We start from the raw sequence: 17358 nt of genomic DNA, 5'->3' as shown, positions 1-17358 counted from the left end.
GGGGGCCCATGCGGAAGATCGTCGCGAACCTGTTCATTTCGCTGGACGGCGTGGTCGAAGCGCCGGACAAGTGGTCGCTGCGGTACTGGACCGACGAAATCGGCCAGGCGGTCGGCAGCGGGATGGCCGCCGCCGACGCGATGCTGCTCGGGCGCGTCACCTACGAAGGGTTCGCCGAGGCGTGGCCCGGCCGGAGCGTCGAAGACGACGAAGGTGCCGAGTTCATGAACAACGTGCGCAAATACGTGCTTTCGTCGACGTTGTCCGAAGTCGGCTGGAACAACTCGACGCTGCTCACCGGCGACCCGGCCGAGGCGGTCCGGACGCTGAAGGCCGGGCCGGGCGGGGACATCATGACCAGCGGCAGCCCGACGGCGGTGCGGTGGCTGCTGGCCGAGGGCCTGGTCGACGAGCTGAGACTGCTGCTGTACCCGGTGGTCGTGGGCCGCGGAAAACGCCTGTTCCCCGAAGACGGGCCGTCGTTCCCGCTGGAGCTGAAGAAATCCGCGGCGTTCGGCAACGGTGTCGTGCAGCTGACCTACGTGCCGGCGTGAGCACGCCGTTCCGGATCGAGGTCCCCGAAGCCGACCTCGACGACCTGCGCGCACGGCTGCGGCGGACGCGCTGGCCCGAGGCCGCGCCGGTGGCCGACTGGAGCCAGGGCACGCCGCTGGGGTACCTGCGTCCGCTGTGCGAATACTGGGCGGCTTCGTACGACTGGCGCCGCACGGAGGCCCGGTTCAACCGGTTTCCGCAGTACCGCACCGAAATCGACGGGCTGGGCATCCACTTCCTGCACGTGCGCTCGCCGGATCCGGACGCCTTGCCGCTGATCCTCACCCACGGCTGGCCCGGCTCGTTCCTGGAGTTCGGCAAGGTGATCGAGCCGCTTTCCGAGGAGTTCCACCTGGTGATCCCGTCGCTGCCGGGCTACGGCTTCAGCGACAAGCCGTCGGCGCCGGGCTGGGGCATCGAGCGGATCGCTTCCGCCTGGGCCGCCCTGATGGCCGGCTTGGGCTACGCACGGTACGGCGCGCAGGGCGGCGACTGGGGGACTTCGGTCACGACGTCGCTGGCCCAGCAGGACGCGGCGCACCTGGCGGGCATCCACCTGAACCCGCCGATCGCGGCGCCGGACCCGGCGACGTTCGACGACCTGACGCCGTCCGAGCGCGCCGCACTGGCCGCGCTGGAGCACGCGCAGCGCTGGGAAGACGGGTATTCGGTGCTGCAGTCGACGCGCCCGCAGACGATCGGCTACAGCCTGCTCGACTCCCCGGCGGGGCTGTGCGGCTGGCTGGTGGAGAAGTTCCACGCCTGGTCCGACGGCTTCCCGTTCACCCGCGACGAGCTGCTCGACGACGTCACGCTGTACTGGCTCACCGGCACGGCGGCGTCCTCGGCCCGGCTGTACTGGGAGAGCATCCGCAAGGTCCAGAAGTGGTTCTCGGAGGCGACGGACGACACGGTGGACGTGCCGGCCGGCTGTTCGATCTTCCCCGCGGAGATGCCTCGGCCGTCGCGGCGCTGGGCCGAGAAGCGGTACGCCGACATCCGGCACTGGAACGAGCTGGACCGGGGTGGTCACTTCGCGGCTTATGAGCAGCCCGAGCTGTTCGCCGACGAGGTGCGGACGTTCTTCCGGCTGGTCCGCTAGGCCGAGGCGTGGTGCCGGACCAGTGGCAGGAAGAGCTGGGTCGCGATCTCTTCGAGCGCTTGATCCGAGGGCGCCGCCCGCTCGGCGATCATGTGGTACCGGATGAGCGCGCCCGGCATCGCGAGCACCGCGTCCGGGATCGGTGAGCCGCCGAGTTCGCCACGGGCCCTGGCCTGCTCGATCACCTGCTCGAAGACGCCGGGGACGATCAGCTTGACGTCGTCGGGTACTTCGTCGAGCTCGCTCAGCAGGCCGGTGGCGACGTCGATGCCGATCCGCTCGACGCGGCCGGCGAGCTCGCGCACGAGGGCGAGCACGTCGCCGGCGAGGCTTCCGGTGTCGGGAACGTGCTCGACGACCGTCCCGGTGCGGGCGCGGACGGCGGCGTGCACCAGCGCGGCGCGGCCGGGCCAGCGGCGGTAGATCACCGCCCGGCTGGTGCCCGCGGCCCGCGCCACCGCGTCGATGGTGAACGCCGCGTAGCCCTCGCTCTGCAGGTGCTCCCAGGCGGCGTCGAGGAGGGCGTCGTCCAGCTCCGGTCCGCGACGGCGGGTCTTCGGCTCCACACATCAAGGATACACGTGTATCTTAACGGCAATAAGAGACACGTGTATCTTAAGGAGTGGATCATGGAATGGCCGTTGCTCCGGCTGGCTCTGGTCATGGTGGCCGGCGCGCTCGCCCCGTTGGTCGACACCACGGTGGTCACCGTCGCGCTGCCGGCCATGAGCGCCGACGTCCACGCAAGCACAGCGGCGATCCAGTGGGTCACCACCGCCTACCTGCTCACCTTGGCGGTGACGGTGCCGGTCACCGCCTGGGCCTCCGACCGGTTCGGGGCGAAGCGGCTGTGGATCGCCGGGCTCGCGCTGTTCCTGGTCGGCTCCGGCTTGTGCGCGCTCGCCTTCGACTTCGGCTCGCTCGTCGCCTTCCGGGCCCTGCAGGGCGTCGGGGCCGGGATCATGCTGCCTGTCCTGCAGACGATCCTGGTCCGGGCGGCCGGCCCCGCGCAGACCGGCCGCGTGCTGACGATCGTGATGCTGGCCGCCACGGTGGCGCCGATCGCCGGCCCGCTCGTCGGGGGCCTGGTCGTCGACGCGGTCAGCTGGCGGTGGGTGTTCGCGATCAACCTGCCGCTCTGCGTGGCCGCGATCCTGCTGGCCGGGCGGTTCGTGCCGCCGACGTCCGCGCAAGCCGGCAAGCGGCTCGACGTCCCCGGCGTGCTCCTGCTCGGCTTCGGGACCGCGGCCCTGCTCTACGCGCTCGGCCACACCGGCGTCTTCTGGCCGCCGCTGGTCGCCGGGGTGGCGCTGACCGCCGGGTTCGTCGCCTGGAGCCTCGTCCGCGGGACGCGCTCGGCGATCCCCGTCCGGCTGCTCGCCGACCGGACGTTCGGGACGGCGACCGCCACCCTCTTCCTCACCGGAGCCGCCCTCTACGGCGCCCTTTTCCTGCTGCCGCTGTTCTTCCAGCAGCAGCGCGGCCTCACCGCGCTGACCGCCGGGGCGGTGCTGGCCCTGCAGGGCATCGGCTCACTGCTGACCCGCTGGGCCGGCGGCGTCGTGGACCGCGTCGGCGCCCGGCCCATCGCGACCGCCGGTGTCGTGCTGTGCGCCGCGGCGACCGTCCCGTTCGCGCTGGCCGGCGCCCGCACCGGCTGGGTGCTGCTGGGTGGCGCGCTGGTCGTCCGGGGCGGCGCGCTCAGCGCGGTCAACATCGCCATCACGGCCGGGGCGTTCAGCGGTCTGCCGCGCGACCAGGTTCCGGCCGGCTCCGCGATCGTCCGGCTGGTCCAGCAGCTCGGCGGCGCCGCGGGCACCGCGCTGCTGGCGACCGTCGCGGCCACGGCCGGCTTCCACGGCGCGTTCCTCTGGAGCATCGGCCTGACGCTGGTGGCGCTCGTCCCCTGCCTCGCCATCCCGGCGAAGGTCAGTTGACCTGACGGGACCGCCCCTGCCAGAACGGCTCCCGGAGCTTGAACTTCTGGATCTTCCCGGTGGCCGTCCGGGGCAGCGCGTCCAGGAACTCGATCCGCTTCGGGCACTTGTACCCGGCCAGGTGGCCCCGGCAGTGCCGGATCAGCTCCTCCGCCGTGACCTCGCCCTCGACCACGACCAGCGCCGTCACCAGCTCGCCCCACTTCTCGTCCGGGATGCCGATCACCGCGGCCTCGCGGATCGCCGGGTGCGAGTTCAGCGCGTCCTCCACCTCGATCGACGACACGTTCTCGCCGCCGGAGATGATCACGTCCTTCTTGCGGTCCGCGATCGTCAGGTAGCCGTCTTCGAACGACCCGCCGTCGCCCGTGTGGAACCAGTTGCCGTCGGTGACCCGCGCGGTCTCCGCAGGGTTCTCCCAGTAGCCGTCGAGGTTGTGGTTCGACTGGGCGAGCACCTCGCCGTCGCTGTCCACGGAGATCCGGACGCCGAGCGCCGGTGCGCCCGCGCGGCCCAGCAGCCGGGCCTGCTCGTGCGGATCGAGGTCCGCCCACTCGCTGCGCATCCGGTTGACCGTGAGCAGCGGCGCGGTCTCGGTGAGCCCGTAGATCTGGATGAACTCCCAGCCCAGCTCCTCCCGGACCCGCTCGATCGTGCGCGTCGGCGGCGGCGCGCCGGCCACGACGATCCGGACCCGGTCGCGGCCCGGGATCTCGCCCTCCCACTTCGCGGCGCCGTCCAGTGCCGCGGTGACCACGGCGGGGGCCGCGCACAGGATCGTCACGCCGTGTTCGTCGATGCGCCGCAGGATCTCGGTGCCGTCGACCTTCCGCAGCACGATGTGCCGCCCGCCGAGGCCGGTCACCGCGTACGGCATGCCCCAGCCGTTGCAGTGGAACATCGGCAGGGTGTGCAGCAGGACGTCGTCGTCGCTCAACGTCGTGTGCAGGCCGAAGACCGCGGCGTTCAGCCAGATGTTGCGGTGGGTGAGCTGCACGCCCTTCGGCCGGGCGGTCGTCCCCGAGGTGTAGTTGACGGTGGCGGTGGCCGACTCGTCGCCGTCCCACGGCCGGGGCGTCCCGTCGCCGCCCCAGATGGCGTCGTCGTCGCGGCCGAGCACGAAGACGTGCTTCGCCGTCACCGTGCCCAGCAGGTGCTCGAGCTCCGGGTCGACGATCAGCACCTCCGCCCCGGAGTGCTCCACTATGTACTCGACCTCGGTGGGGGTCAGCCGGAAGTTCACCGGCACCAGGATCCGGCCCCAGGCGGACACGCCGAAGAACGACACGAGCAGCCGCGCGGCGTTGTGCGACACCATCGCGACGCGCCCGCCGGCCGGCACGCCCAGCCTGTCGAGGTTGGCGGCCTGCGCGCGGGCCCGGCGCGCCACCTCGCGGTAGGTGAGCGAACCCCAGCTCGGCGCCGGCTGGTCCGGTTCGTCGACCACCGCGACGCGGTCCGGGTACACCGTTTCGGCGCGGTCCAGGAAGTCCCGGACACCCAGATCGAAGAACATCCCCCGATGATGACTCTTCCTGGATGCCCGCACCAGCCCGATGTGGTTCGCTGGACCACGATGGACTTCGACACGGTGGCCGGCGAGCTCTACGGGGGTGACCTCGCGGAGTTCGTCAGCGCGCGCAACGCGGCGGCGAAGGCGGCGAAGGCCGGAGGAGACGCCGAGCTCGCGAAGCGGATCCAGCAGCTGCGCAAGCCGACCACGGCCGCGGCGATCGTCAACGGCCTGGCCAGGGACGACTCCGACCAGCTGCGCGAACTGGCCGAGCTCGGCGCCGAACTGCGGGACGCGCACACGCGGCTGGCCGGCGACGAGCTGCGCGCGCTGACCCGGCGGCGCGGCGAGCTGGTGCGGCGGATCCTCCACGAGCTGCCGTCGATGAGCGACACGGTGACCCGCGAGGTGGAGGCGACCTTGGAGGCCGTCGCGGCCGAGCCGGACACCGCCGCGCTGGCCCTCGCCGGCCGGCTGACGTCGGTCGCGCACCAGGACACCGACCAGTGGTTCAGCCTGGCCGCGAGCGTCCCGCCCGCCACCGGCAAGCGCCCGGCGAAGCTGGTGGACAAGGCCGAACCGGCCAAGCCGAAGCGCGACCACCGGCGCGAAGAAGAGGAACGGGCGCGCGCCCGCGCCGAACGCGAGCGCCTGCGCAAGGAAGCCGCCGAGCGGGACAAGGAACGCGCGGTGGCCGAGCGCGACCTGGTCCGCACCGAGCGCGCGGCCGAGCAGGCCACCGCCCGCGTCGACGACCTGCGCGAGCGCCTGGCGGAAGCCGAGGAACGCGCCGAGCGGGCGACGGCGGAGTTCGAGACGGCGAAAGCGGCCTTCGACGAAGCCGACGCGGCCGCCACCGCCGCCCGGAAAGCCGCTGACGCCGCCCGCTGAGCTACGCGGTCAAGGGATGGCCGGTACCCGGCTTGGGTTGGTAACGTGCGAGTTGCGCCCCGGATGGGCCGACACACGGAGGTAGTGGCTACCCAGCCCCCTTGAGATCGACACGTTCCGCCTTTCCCTGGCGGAGCTGTGCCCTCCGCGACAGCCGGGGCTTCGCCCCGGGCCGGGGGCTTCGCCACCCGGACCGCCGAAAAGCGAGCTGTCGCCGTCTCGGCCTCCGGTGATCCCGTCATCGGAAAGGACAACCCAGCTTGATCAGGCTCACCACGACCGGCGCCCGGACGGGCCGGAAACACCAGGTTCCCTTGGGCGCCTTGGACATCGGCGGCCGGCTGGTCGTCGTCGCCTCGGCGATGCGGTTCTGCACGGCCCTCACCCGGCACCACACCGGGGAGGCCGGCAACATCTTCCCCTTGCTGGCCGGAAGGTTCCCGGCCCTCGCCCCCACGTTGGCGAAGCTCGACGAAGAGCACATCGTCGTCGCGCGGCTGCAGGAAGAGGTCCGGCAGCTCGTCGAGGAGGAAGCCGACCCGGTGCGGCTCCGCGCGGAGTTCGACCGGCTCAGGTCCGCATTGGACGATCACTTCGCCTACGAGGAACGCACGCTCGTGGCGGCGCTGAACGCCCTGCTGCCCGCGCCCGGCTGATCAGAGCAGCACCTCGGCCAGCCGCCGCTGGCTCGCCAGTTCCACCGCGGGGGACGGGCCGAGCACCTGCACCGCCACGTGGTCGGCGCCGGCGTCCACGTGGGACAGCAGGCCCTTGGCGATCGTCTCCGGCGTGCCGTGCAGGACGAGGTCGTCGATCAGGCGGTCACTGCCGCCGCCGGCGACGTCGGCCTCGGTGTACCCGTGGCGCAGCAGGTTGTTCACGTAGTTGCGCAAGCCCAGGTAGGGGGTCTGGACGTACGGCCTTCCGATGGCGCGCGCGGCCACGCTGTCTTCGTCCACGACCACCTTCTGCTCCGGGGCCAGCAGCTTGCCCGCGCCCAGGATCGCCCGCGCGTGCCGGGTGTGCGCGGCCGGCACGAGGTACGGGTGCGCGCCCGCGGTGCGTTCGGCGGCCAGCTTGAGCACGCGGTCGCCGAGCGCGGCGAGCACCCGGGCCTCGGCCGGGACGCCGGCCGCGTCGAGCCGGTCGAGGTAGTCGACGATCTTGGCGTACGGGCTCCGGTATTCGGTGACCGACTCCGGATGGCCGACGCCGATGCCGAGCAGCAAGCGCTTTCCGTACCGGCCCGCGAGCCGGTGGTAGGACGCGGCCAGGGTTTCCGGCTCGTCGACCCACATGTTGACGATCGCCGTCGCCACCGTGATCCGCTCGGTCGAGGCGAGGATGTCCTCGACGAACGCCAGGTCGCCCACGGAGTTGCGGCCGGTGCCCAGCCAGACCGCGCCGTAGCCTAGTTCGTCCGCCGCGACCGCCTGTTCCTTGCGGGCCACGTCGTCGCGGTGCGGGGCCAGGAACACGCCGAACCTGCTCGATACATTTGTCATATCGAGCAATGTAGCAAATGTAGCGTTCAGGTCGCCAGCCGGTGCAGCCACTCGCGCAGCATCAGGCGCTCGGTCGGGGTCAAGGCGCGGTCGTCGTCCTCGAGTGCGGTCGACAAAGCGACAGCGAGCGCGCTCACGGACGTGCCTTCGGCGGGGCGGCCGGCGAGCAGCCCGGCCAGGACCGACTCCCTGACCTGGGCGGACATCGTCAGGTCCCGGCTTTCCTCGGGCTGGGCGATCAGGCTGAGCGTCACGCCGCTGTTGGCCGCCGCGAACTGCCGCGCGGCCTCCGCCGCCTCGACGCGCAGACGGCCGTCGCGGGCCAACGGCGTGAAGAGCTCCAGCAGCATCGCTTCGGCGCTCGAGGTGAGGTTGCACGGGACGCCCGGCTCGATCTGGCCGTAGAGCAACACGTAGAACGCGGGGTGCGCCAGCCCGTACTCGACGTGCCTGTCCCAGCCCGCGCGGATCCGGTCCACCGGGTCGCCGCCCGGTTCCGGCGCCTGGACGTACTGCGTGAAGCCGTAGTTGACGACCGCGTCGAGCAGGCCCTGTTTGCTGCCGAAGTGGTGGTACAGCGTGGGGGCCTGGACGCCGGCGCGTTCGCAGATCGCCCGCGTCGACACCGGCCCGTCGCCCGCTTCGTGCAGGAGCTGACCGGCGGCCATGAGCAGGCGGTCGCGGGTGCTGGTGGCGTTGCTCGATCGTCCGGCCATGTAGCAATTGTAACGACCACCTGTAACGCACACTTTCGCGTGACAGTGCGGCCTCGGCGGGTCAGCGCAGCCGCAGCTGGACCCGCCGGAGCCCGGCGAAGGCGGCCAGCACCCCCGGGTCCGTCGTGGCCCCGGCCGGGCGGACCGACCGGTAGCCGTCCAGGAGCGCCTCCCGCAGCTCTTCGCGCTGGGGCAGGTGCCGGAGGGCGTCGAGCGCCACGGCGAGGTCGTAGGCGTAGTGCCCGTACCCGCAGTCGTCGAAGTCGATCATGCCCACCCGGCCGCGGTGCAGCAGGTAGTTGTCCTGGTGCAGGTCGCCGTGCACCAGGCCGAAGACGTCCGAGCCGTAGCCCAGCTCGGCCCGCACCGCGCGGGCGCGGGCCACCGCCTTGCGGATCCGCTCGTCACCGCCGGCCGCCGCGACGGCCCGTTCGACGACCGCGGCGGAGAAGCCGTCCACCTGGGTGCGGCCGAACTCGGTCAGGTCGTCGACGCGGCGCCGGTCGAGGCCGTTCATCCGCGTGCCGTGCAGGTGCAGCCGCGCGGTGACCTCGCCCACCGCGTAGAGCTGCGGCGCGCTGAGCCGCTCGTCGAGGAACCGGCCCTCGACCCAGTGGGCGAGCACGCAGGTGCGCGGTTCGGGCACGGCCGGGTCGGCGACCACGGTGACCAGGTCCCGGGCGCGTGTCGGCACCGGCTGCGGGACGACGAGGCCGGTTTCGCGGCGCAGGGTGGCGAGCCAGGTCATCTCGGCCCGCACCTGCGCGACGCCGGGGCCGTCCGGCCGTTGCACCCGCAGCACGTACCGGTGGCCGTCGGCGCCGTCGACGCGGAACGCCGTGTTCTGCCCGTGGGCCAGCGGGGTCAGGCGAGCCACCGGCACGGCGTAGGCCGTCAACGCCGCTTCGGCGAGCCGCCGCAGGCGCCGGGTCCGGCCGGCGCGGTCGAGCTCGGCGAACGGCCGGGTGTTCGCCTGGAAGTCGGCCATCGCCCAGGTGCTCAGCTGATCGACCGTTCCGGCTCGCGGGAGTGCGAGACCAGCTCGATGGCCGGCGTCGTGTGCCGCCCGCCGCCGAGCCGGTCCACGCCACGCAGTCCCTCGGCCAGCCGCTCGACCTCGGTGTCCGGCCGCACCCCGAAGCGCATGAACTGGCTGGTCATGCCGATCTTGTTGCCGCACTGGCGCACCAGCAGGTGGTGCTCGGCGAGCAGGTAGTCGCACAGCTCGGCGCCGTCGACCGACGCGGGCAGCTTGACGAGCAGGAAGTTCGCCTGCGACGGGTACACCGTCAGCTCCGGGAACTGCCCGAGCTGCGAATGCATCATGAACCGGTCGAGCGCCAGCCTTTTGAGGCTGTCTTCGTACTCCGCGCGGTGCTCGGCGAGCATGAAGATCACGGTCTCGGCGAGCGAGTTCAGGTTCCACTTCGGCAGCGCGGCCGACAGCTTGCGCGTCAGCGCCGGGTTCGAGACCTGGTAGCCGAACCGGATCCCGTGCAGCCCGAAGTTCTTGCCGAGGCTCTTCAGCACGATCACGTTCGGCCGGACGACGGCTTCGGCGGCCACCGACGGGTTGCGCTCGACCTCGACGAAGTCGACGAACGATTCGTCGATCACGACCAGGTCGAGGTCCTCGAGGGCGTCCATGAAGCGGATCACCTCGCGCCGCGGCAGGTACCCGCCGTCGGGGTTGTTCGGGTTGCACAGCACCGCGACCCGGGAGCCGCGGCGCTTGATGAAGTCGATGTACTCGTCCACGCGCAGCTCGAAGCCGTCCGCCTCCTTGAGCAGGAACATGTCGACGCGCTTGCCGGTCTCCATCGGCTGGTCGGTCCAGCGGCCGAACGTCGGGATCGGCACGGCGACGCTGGAGCCGACCAGCAGCTGGTCGATCCAGGTGATCAGCTCGGTGGAGCCGTTGGCCAGCGAGATCGTCGACGGGTTGAGCCGCAGCACGCTCGCCAGCTGCGCGGTGATCGCGGCGGAATCGCTCGGGTAGAACTTGAGGATCGTGCGCAGGTTGCGTTCGAGCTGGCCGAACATCTCGTCGGTCGGGAAGTACGGGTTGCAGGGGATGCAGAAGTCCGCGAGGTCGTCCGCGTACTGCCCCATCGCCCTGGCCACGGAGAAGAACGACGGGCTGTGGGCCTTGTCCTGCTGGAAAAGGCCGTGGGGGGTCATACCGTGCCGCACGCGTGTTCTCCGTCCGCCGCTTTACCGGCCCCTTGCCTTCCCGTTGAGGACACGTGCGAATCGGACGGCCGGTTCAATGCCGGACACCGCGTGGATTCCGGTGCCCGCCAATACCGCGGCGGCCAGCGCGGACAGGAGCAGCAGCGGCAGCGGGGCGGCCAGCGGGTCGATGCCGGCGAAGGACTCGACGCCGATCACGGCGGTGAGCACGGCGTCGGCGGCGACGGCCGTCTGGACGACGCGCAGCCGGTGCGCTTCGGAATGGCCGGTGAACCGCAGGAGCCAGGCCAGCGCGGGCAGCACCAGGATCGCGTGCATGGCGACCGCGTGCAGCGGCTTGAGGGAGCCGGCGGTGGTGTAGGCCAGCTCCGGGTCGCCGCCGCGGGCCGCGACGACCCCGCGCCCGATCATCACGGCGCCGGTGGCCAGCGCGACCAGCAGCACGGCCAGGCCGGCGCGCACCGCCAAGCGCAGGCTCGGCGCGGCCGGGCCCGGTTCGACGAGCGCGGTGGCCGTGAAGCCGATGACGGTCACGACGAGCACGCCACCGCCCGCGGCCAGCGTCATCGAGACGAAGGTGTCGAACGACGTCTCGAAGTTGAAGTGCGACGGCACCCCGCGCCACGCCTGCATGCTGACCAGGGCGACCTCGGCGACGCTCGCCACGGTGAACGCGCCGAGCAGGACGCTGCGCAGCCGCGGGCGCATGGTGAGGAACGACGTCGCCCAGGCGACCGACGCGAGCGTCAGCCCGAACGACAGGCCGAACGTGACGGCCTTGCGCATCGACAGCGGGCCCAGCCACGAGCCGCCGCCGGCGATGAGCACGAGAGCGTGCGCGACGCCGCTGAGGAACAGGGCCGCGCCGACGGCGTAGGCGACGCGCTCGGCTCGCCGTCCGCCGGTCCAGATCCGGGTCAGTGCGTTCATGCCGAGCAGTTTCGCGCGGCGCGCGTGCCGCCCGCGTCGGCCCGGCGGCGACACCGCGACGTACGACGACGGGCGTACGAGAATCGGCGAGTATGTCGAAAAAGGTCGGGTAAAGGAATTCCGGGGTTCTTGACGGAATATTAACGAAAGGCGTGCCGGGGGCCACTCGCCAGGCGGATGCGGTGCCGGCAAAACCGTCCTATCCTGCAGACATGTACATCGCACTGCTGACCTATACGGCGCCCGAAACAGAAGTCGACTACGCGCTTCCGGACCATTCGGACTGGGTGCGCAAACAATTCACGAAAGGACTCTTCCTCGTTTGCGGAAAGGGTAACGGATCGGCCGACCACGTGATACTGGTCCGCTCGGTGCTGCGCGGCAAGCTCGACGCCGTGCTCGCCAGCGACCCGTTCGTGGTCCAGCGGCTCGCCCGGTACGACGTCATCGAGTTCACCGCCACGCGCACCGCTCAGGAGCTGCTGGCCATCAACGAGGCTATCGCCTCCTGACCAACCCTTTTTCGGGGGTCCGGGTGGCGGAGCCCCCGGCCCCGGGGCGAAGCCCCGGATGTCACACTGCCGAGTCGGGTGGCCCGGCGACGAAGCCCCGCCACCTGACGGCGAAGAACGCCCACCTGCCGGACCTCGCTTATGATCGCGAAGGTCGTCCAGCAGGGAGAGTGCGATGAAGACCCCCGACCTCGTCTTCCGGGGCCGCCGGTTGAGCGGTGACCGCGCGCTGGTGCTGGCCGCGGTCGAGTCGCTCCCCGCGGCGCGCTCCGCGGTCGCCGACGGCGCCGATCTCGTGAGTGTGCCCGGATCCCTCGTCGAGGCGGCGCGGGAGACTTTTCCCGACCTCGTCGTCGGGGTGGACACCACGGACCCGTCGGTCGCCGCGGTCTGCTGCGAAGCGGGCGCCGACCTGATCCTGACGCGCGCGGACCTGGCCGAGGTCGCGGCCCGGTACGGCGCGGGTTACGTGGCTCCGGAAGTCCCCTCCGTGACCGGTCTGTCCGTGGTCAGGGACATCGGGGAGTTCCGGTCGATGCCTGCCGGAGACGTGCCGGTGCTGGCGTCGGTGGCCGGCGACGGAACGCCCGGCGGGCTCGCGCTGGCGGCCCTCGCGGCCTCGGCCGGGGTGGCGATCATCCGCACGAAGCACGTCCGCGGGGTGCGGCACGCGGCGGAGATGGCGGCGAGCATCGCGGGCACGCGCCCGCCGGCGAAGGCGGTCCGATGGGAGTGATCCGCCAGGTCTGGCCGTCCGCGCGCGAGCTCGCCAACGGCGACCTCGAGCAGCTCTACCGCTATCCGGCGGACCCACGCTGGCTGGCGGTGAACTTCGTGTCCAGCACGGACGGCGCGATCGCGGTCGAAGGCCGTTCGGGTGGCTTGTCGACCCCGGCGGACAGGGTCGTCTACCGCCTCGGCAACGACCTCGCGGACGTCGTGCTCGTGGGCGCGGGAACGGCCATGGCGGAGGGCTTCGAAGGGATGCGCCCGGACGCCGCGACGGCCGCTCGCCGCAGCCGGTTCGGCTTGGCCCCGATCGCGCCGGTGGCGGTGGTGACGACGGGCCGGTCGTTGCCTGCGGACGCCCCGGTGATCACCAAGGCGCGGGTCCCCACGCTGGTGTTCACCTCCTCGGCGGCGCCTTCGTCGTTGCGCGACGCCTGGGCGGCGAACGGCGCCCGGGTGTTCGTGGCGGGCGAGCTGGAGGTGTCGGCCGAGCGGGTGGTGTCGACGCTGGTGGCGGAGGGGCTGGGCCGCATCGACTGCGAGGGCGGTCCCCGGTTGTTCGGGTCGTTGATCGAGGCGGGGCTGGTCGACGAGTTCCGGTTGACGGTGGCGCCGTTCCTGGTGGCGGGAACGGCCGGCCGGGCATCGCTCGGCGCGCCGGTCGATCCGGCGGAGCTGGAACTGGCTTCGGTGCTCACCGACGGGGCCAGTGTGCTGTTGAGGTACCTGGCGCCTCGCGATTGAGCGTGCCTCCGGGACCGGCCGACGGAAAGGCGGGACGTCATGCGGAAGCTGGTCTACGGCATGAACCTGTCCCTGGACGGCTTCATCGCGGCGCCGGGCGACGACCTCGGCTGGAGCGAGCCGAGCGACGAGCTGTTCCGGTGGTGGCTCGACCAGGAGCGGGCGATCGGCCTGTTCCTCTACGGGCGCAAGCTGTGGGAGACCATGAGTTCCTACTGGCCGACCGGCGACCGGCAGCCGGGCGCCACCCCGGCGCAGGCCGAGTTCGCGCGGAACTGGCGGGACACGCCGAAGGTGGTCTTCTCCTCGACGGTCGGCGAGGCGGGCTGGAACACCCGGGTCTTCACCGGCGACGCGGTCGAGGAGATCACCCGGCTCAAGGCCGCGGACGGCGCGCCGATGCGGGTCGGTGGCGCGGCGCTCGCGGGCGCGGCGATGCGGGCCGGGCTGGTCGACGAGTACGAGATCGTGACCCACCCGGTGCTGCTGGGCGGCGGCACACCGTTCTTCGCCGCGGTGGACGGCTGGGTGAACCTGAACCTGGTGGAAACGCGCACGTTCCCCGGCGGCGTGGTGCTGACGAGGTACGAGACGAAGCGGTGAGCCCCGGTTTTTGTCGGTCCCTTCCGGTAGTGTGGAAATCGGGGGCTCCCTAGGCCGGTTTACGTTGTGGCACAAGGGAAAACGCCGCTCCAAGCCCGGCCGTGGTTCACCCTTTCCAGCGATGCCGATCGCACATCTGTTCGGGTACCGTCGAAGGCATGACCACGACCCGAAGACCTCGGCGCCACCGCGATCCGGTGCTGCGCAACGGAAAACTCCTACCGATCGAGCAGCCGCCGGAAGTGGTCCGGCAGCGGAAGTTCCCGGGCCTCCGCCCGCGTCAGCCACGCGAAGCCGTCGTGCTCCTCGGGGTTGAGCACAACCTCGCCGGAGCCCTCTTCGTCCACTGTGTAAACGAAAGCGTGGATGCGCAACGCCCGTCCCGCCACATCCGGCCACGCATCGCGCGCGAGCTCGCCGGTGACCCGGACCGTCAACCCGGTCTCCTCCGCCGCTTCGCGCGTCGCGGTCTCCTCGAAGCGCTCGCCTGGCTCGGCCGTGCCACCGGGCAGCTCCCACCGGCCCGCGAGGAACACGCCGGGCCCGCGGCGGAGGAACAGCACCCGGTCACCGCGGGCGATCCAGCAGTAGGCCAGGTGCTTGTGCGCGAGCTCCGTCATGCGCGCGATTCTCGCTCAGTTGGTCTTCGACGTCGGCAGGTGGGCGCCCAGGTAGCCGACGTACACCGTGCCGGTGCGGTCGGTGTCGTCGAGGAAGTGCAGGCGCGGTGCCGGCGACTTGAAGCGCTCCAGGGCGATGTGGGCGCCGAAGTAGTCGCGCCCGGCGGGGTTCGTCCGCGGGTCGACGCGGAAGGTGCGGGCCTGGCGGAGCCGCTCGTTCGTGGTCACGGTGTCCGACTCGGCCAGCGCGATGATGTTCGCGCTGATCAGCGAACCCGGCTGCCCGGTGCGGGCGAAGGCGAGCACGTCCGACAGCTCCGGGCCCGGGTCCTGGCCCGCGTCGAGCAGGGACGTCCGGGCGCTCGCGTAGGCGTCGAGGGTGCGGAGCGCGTCCCATGCCTTGCGGCGCCAAGCGGCGGCCTTGGGGTGGTGGTCGAGGATCGCGGCCGGCGCCGGCTCGGCCGTGATCGCGAGGTGCTTGAGCGAGGCCGACGCGGCGCCGATCAGTTCGGCGAAGCTGGGGAAGTCTTCCGGCGGGCGCTCGGCGGCGGCGACCTCCTCGTCGGCGTCGTGGTGGCGGGCGAGCCGGCCCGCCAGCAGCCCGTTGATCCGTCTCAGCTCGTCGCGCTCGGCCTCGGTCTCCTCGAACGCCCGGGCGTAGTCGTCCACCTCCGCCTGCAGCTGCGCGAGCTGGTCGCGCAGGCAAGCCACGTCGGTCGCGCACGCGTCCTCGAGGCGGCGGCGCAGCGCCTTCACCTCGCAGGCGTGCCGGTCCCGTTCCTCGGCGTGGGCCTTGGCCTTCTTCCGCAGGATGGTGATCACGCCACGCGCTTCGGCCAGCTCCCGCTCGGCGCGGCCGAGCTTCTCCACCAGCTCGGCGTCCGGCTCGCGCTCCGGCGAAGCGAAGGGATCGGTCTCGTACCAGGCCCGCACACTCGGCACGTCGGCCCACTCCTCGGGCAGGGGCGTCCGGCCGCGGGTCTGGATGAGCCGGGTGATCGCACCCTCCAGCGCCTCACCGGACACCGGGCTTTCGCTGACGACGAAATCGGGGAGCTGGTCGCACGGCGGCACGTACAGCCGCGCGCCCTGCGGCACCGCGCAGCCGAGCGGCAGGTGCCGGTTGAGGGTGTGGCGGAAGCGGTCGTCGACGTCGAAGACGTTGACCAGCCCGGGCCAGCCCTCCACCGGCACCGTCGGCGGCTCGGTGAGCACCAGCACGGCCGAAGATCGCCACGGCGCCACCAGCGCCTCACCCAGCAGGTCGGCGAGGTGGTCGCATTCCTTGCGCGACCAGCCGCGCATCGCCAGCACCGGCGTTTCGATCGGGATTTCGTCGCTGCCGCTGGCGCCCAGCTCCTCCAGCCCGATCCGCTGGGCCGGTGCGTCGTGGCAGCTGCGCCACGGCCGCGTGCAGGCCGCGGTCAGCAACCACGTCACCCGGTCCTCGCCGGCGCGGTAGCAGAGCGAAAGCAGTACCTGAACGGAGTAGCGGCCTTCGCTGCCCTCGTACGCGAACTTGAGGTCGCACCGGCGCGAACCACCGTCGTCGGACGAGCCGAGATCGATCACCGTGTAGTCGTCGTGTTGCCGCTCGCGGCTGATCAGCCTGCTGCGCAACGCGTCCAGGGGGCGTTTCCCCTCGGTGGGGACCAGTCCGTGGTGCCAGATCCGGTGCACCCCCACAGGACTCAACTCCGTTCGCCGGAAACAGGACCTCAGCCGAACATAGCGGATCCTGTGACCGTTCGAACGCGGGGCGTCACCCCACCCGCCAGCCACCCATCCACCCACCGACGGCACGCACGGCGCTTCCGTGCCGCCACCTGCCCACTCCCAGGCGGCAAGCCCCCCGTGTCCGTCCCAGCAGCAGCCCCGCTTACAGCACGCGTGGCCTTCCGCGCCGCCGGCGCCCCGCTCCACGGCGTTGCGCACAGACCGATCACCGCCCTGCACGCTGCGGCCGCCTCCTTCGGCTGGTCCATCGGCGCGAGAAATTTCGCCCGGATCGCGTGGAACAGCGGGAGCTGCGGCAGGTCGAGGTCTTCGGCCAGCGTCAGTGCGCCGCTGGGAGCGCAGCCTCGCAGCCCTCGCAGCCCTCGCAGCCGTCGACCCCCGCCGCGCGCTCGCCATCGCCCCATCGCGGGGTCGGCTTGGAGTTTCGGCCTGCGCCGCCAGGAGCCTCGCCCTCGCCCTCGCCTCGCCGCCCGCCGCGCGTTCGGCGTCGCCTCATCGCGGGGTCGGTTCTGGGTTTCGGCCGGCGGCGGCTCGTGAACCTCGGCGATCGCCGCTGCCCGGACCGACGTCACCCCGTGCGGGTCCAGAGGCAGAACGGGTGCCCGGCCGGATCGAAGCAGACGCGGACATCGTCCTGCGGCTGGAACCCGGCGACCACCGCGCCCGCCGCGGTCGCCGCCGCCGTCGCCTGCTGGAGGTCGTCGACCTCGATGTCGAGGTGCAGCTGCATCTGCTGCGCGCCGTCGGCGGGCGGCCACACCGGCGGGACGTGCCCGGTCTCCAGCTGGAACGACAGCCCCGCGCTGCCGTCGTCCGGGCGCAGAGTCACCCACTCAGGTTCGTCGGTGCGGATAGGCCAGCCAAGGAGCTTCGAGTAGAACTCGGCGAGCGCGCGGGGGTCCGGCGTACCGAGCACGGTGGAGGTCAGCTTCATGATCGGACTGATACCCGCCCGGCGGGTTCTCTACCGCGGTCCGGAGGCCCCGTCGCCGAAGCAGGCGACCGGCGGGCCGACGTGCGGCCACGACGTCACCGCAAACGTCCCGACAACCCACCCGGATCCGACGACCA

General features: G+C 71.8%; 19 protein-coding genes. 9 read left to right on the top strand and 10 right to left on the bottom strand.

Going from position 1 to position 17358, the window contains the following annotated elements:
- The first annotated feature begins 8 nt into the window (after window positions 1-8).
- Window positions 9-554, top strand: coding sequence for a dihydrofolate reductase family protein (locus ACWED2_RS00850; RefSeq protein WP_449688349.1), 546 nt, complete (start codon window positions 9-11; stop codon window positions 552-554).
- Window positions 551-1657, top strand: coding sequence for an epoxide hydrolase family protein (locus ACWED2_RS00845; protein WP_449688348.1), 1107 nt, complete (start codon window positions 551-553; stop codon window positions 1655-1657). Before ACWED2_RS00850 ends, ACWED2_RS00845 begins: the two co-directional genes overlap by 4 nt.
- Here the strand turns inward: ACWED2_RS00845 and ACWED2_RS00840 are convergent.
- Window positions 1654-2223: a TetR/AcrR family transcriptional regulator gene (locus tag ACWED2_RS00840; RefSeq protein WP_449688347.1), complete on the bottom strand. Its 570-nt coding sequence runs from the start codon at window positions 2221-2223 to the stop codon at window positions 1654-1656. The genes ACWED2_RS00845 and ACWED2_RS00840 overlap by 4 nt on opposite strands.
- Window positions 2224-2286: 63 nt before the next feature.
- On the opposite strand from ACWED2_RS00840, the gene ACWED2_RS00835 reads away from it, so the two are divergent.
- Window positions 2287-3594: a DHA2 family efflux MFS transporter permease subunit gene (locus tag ACWED2_RS00835; RefSeq protein ID WP_449688346.1), complete on the top strand. Its 1308-nt coding sequence runs from the start codon at window positions 2287-2289 to the stop codon at window positions 3592-3594.
- Here the strand turns inward: ACWED2_RS00835 and ACWED2_RS00830 are convergent.
- Complete coding sequence (locus ACWED2_RS00830) at window positions 3587-5110, bottom strand: AMP-binding protein (RefSeq protein WP_449688345.1); 1524 nt, start codon at window positions 5108-5110, stop codon at window positions 3587-3589. The two genes, ACWED2_RS00835 and ACWED2_RS00830, sit on opposite strands and share 8 nt — an antisense overlap.
- Before the next feature lie 60 nt (window positions 5111-5170).
- On the opposite strand from ACWED2_RS00830, the gene ACWED2_RS00825 reads away from it, so the two are divergent.
- The gene (locus ACWED2_RS00825) at window positions 5171-5998 is read left to right on the top strand and encodes a hypothetical protein (RefSeq protein WP_449688633.1); all 828 of its coding nucleotides are present in this window, start codon (window positions 5171-5173) and stop codon (window positions 5996-5998) included.
- Window positions 5999-6258: 260 nt separating this feature from the next.
- Window positions 6259-6654 (top strand): hemerythrin domain-containing protein, encoded by a 396-nt coding sequence (locus tag ACWED2_RS00820; RefSeq protein ID WP_449688344.1) that lies wholly within the window; start codon window positions 6259-6261, stop codon window positions 6652-6654.
- Here ACWED2_RS00820 and ACWED2_RS00815 read toward each other — a convergent pair whose 3' ends face one another.
- From ACWED2_RS00815 to ACWED2_RS00795, 5 genes are all read right to left on the bottom strand, one after another.
- Window positions 6655-7503, bottom strand: a complete 849-nt coding sequence (locus tag ACWED2_RS00815) for an LLM class F420-dependent oxidoreductase (RefSeq protein WP_449688343.1) — start codon at window positions 7501-7503, stop codon at window positions 6655-6657.
- Between the two features lie 26 nt (window positions 7504-7529).
- Window positions 7530-8219 carry a TetR/AcrR family transcriptional regulator gene (locus ACWED2_RS00810; RefSeq protein ID WP_449688342.1) on the bottom strand — a complete coding sequence of 230 codons (690 nt, stop codon included), beginning with the start codon at window positions 8217-8219 and terminating at the stop codon, window positions 7530-7532.
- Between the two features lie 61 nt (window positions 8220-8280).
- A complete protein-coding gene (locus tag ACWED2_RS00805; RefSeq protein WP_449688341.1) occupies window positions 8281-9207 on the bottom strand; it encodes a phosphotransferase enzyme family protein in 927 nt (308 codons plus the stop codon).
- 11 nt (window positions 9208-9218) lie between these two features.
- Complete coding sequence (locus tag ACWED2_RS00800; RefSeq protein ID WP_449688340.1) at window positions 9219-10400, bottom strand: pyridoxal phosphate-dependent aminotransferase; 1182 nt, start codon at window positions 10398-10400, stop codon at window positions 9219-9221.
- Between the two features lie 33 nt (window positions 10401-10433).
- Window positions 10434-11342 (bottom strand): hypothetical protein, encoded by a 909-nt coding sequence (locus ACWED2_RS00795; RefSeq protein WP_449688339.1) that lies wholly within the window; start codon window positions 11340-11342, stop codon window positions 10434-10436.
- Between the two features lie 212 nt (window positions 11343-11554).
- On the opposite strand from ACWED2_RS00795, the gene ACWED2_RS00790 reads away from it, so the two are divergent.
- The 4 genes from ACWED2_RS00790 to ACWED2_RS00775 all read left to right on the top strand — a co-directional run bounded on the left by ACWED2_RS00790 (window position 11555) and on the right by ACWED2_RS00775 (window position 13930).
- Entirely contained in the window at window positions 11555-11854 is a 300-nt protein-coding gene (locus ACWED2_RS00790; protein WP_310967195.1) for a YciI family protein, read from the top strand.
- A 175-nt stretch (window positions 11855-12029) separates the two neighbouring features.
- On the top strand, window positions 12030-12590 hold the full coding sequence (locus tag ACWED2_RS00785) for a dihydropteroate synthase (protein ID WP_449688338.1): 561 nt from the start codon (window positions 12030-12032) through the stop codon (window positions 12588-12590).
- Entirely contained in the window at window positions 12587-13327 is a 741-nt protein-coding gene (locus ACWED2_RS00780) for a dihydrofolate reductase family protein (RefSeq protein WP_449688632.1), read from the top strand. Before ACWED2_RS00785 ends, ACWED2_RS00780 begins: the two co-directional genes overlap by 4 nt.
- 39 nt (window positions 13328-13366) lie before the next feature.
- Window positions 13367-13930 carry a dihydrofolate reductase family protein gene (locus ACWED2_RS00775; RefSeq protein WP_449688337.1) on the top strand — a complete coding sequence of 188 codons (564 nt, stop codon included), beginning with the start codon at window positions 13367-13369 and terminating at the stop codon, window positions 13928-13930.
- 218 nt (window positions 13931-14148) lie between these two features.
- On the opposite strand, the gene ACWED2_RS00770 is transcribed toward ACWED2_RS00775, so the two are convergent.
- From ACWED2_RS00770 to ACWED2_RS00760, 3 genes are all read right to left on the bottom strand, one after another.
- On the bottom strand, window positions 14149-14550 hold the full coding sequence (locus tag ACWED2_RS00770; RefSeq protein ID WP_449688336.1) for an NUDIX hydrolase: 402 nt from the start codon (window positions 14548-14550) through the stop codon (window positions 14149-14151).
- A 15-nt stretch (window positions 14551-14565) separates the two neighbouring features.
- Window positions 14566-16236: a hypothetical protein gene (locus ACWED2_RS00765; RefSeq protein WP_449688335.1), complete on the bottom strand. Its 1671-nt coding sequence runs from the start codon at window positions 16234-16236 to the stop codon at window positions 14566-14568.
- A gap of 619 nt (window positions 16237-16855) precedes the next feature.
- Window positions 16856-17221: a VOC family protein gene (locus tag ACWED2_RS00760; RefSeq protein ID WP_449688334.1), complete on the bottom strand. Its 366-nt coding sequence runs from the start codon at window positions 17219-17221 to the stop codon at window positions 16856-16858.
- Window positions 17222-17358 lie beyond the last annotated feature (137 nt).

This window comes from Amycolatopsis sp. NPDC005003, from assembly GCF_053600695.1.
Note: the sequence above shows the minus strand (reverse complement) of the source record. Positions and strands in the feature narration are given on the sequence as shown.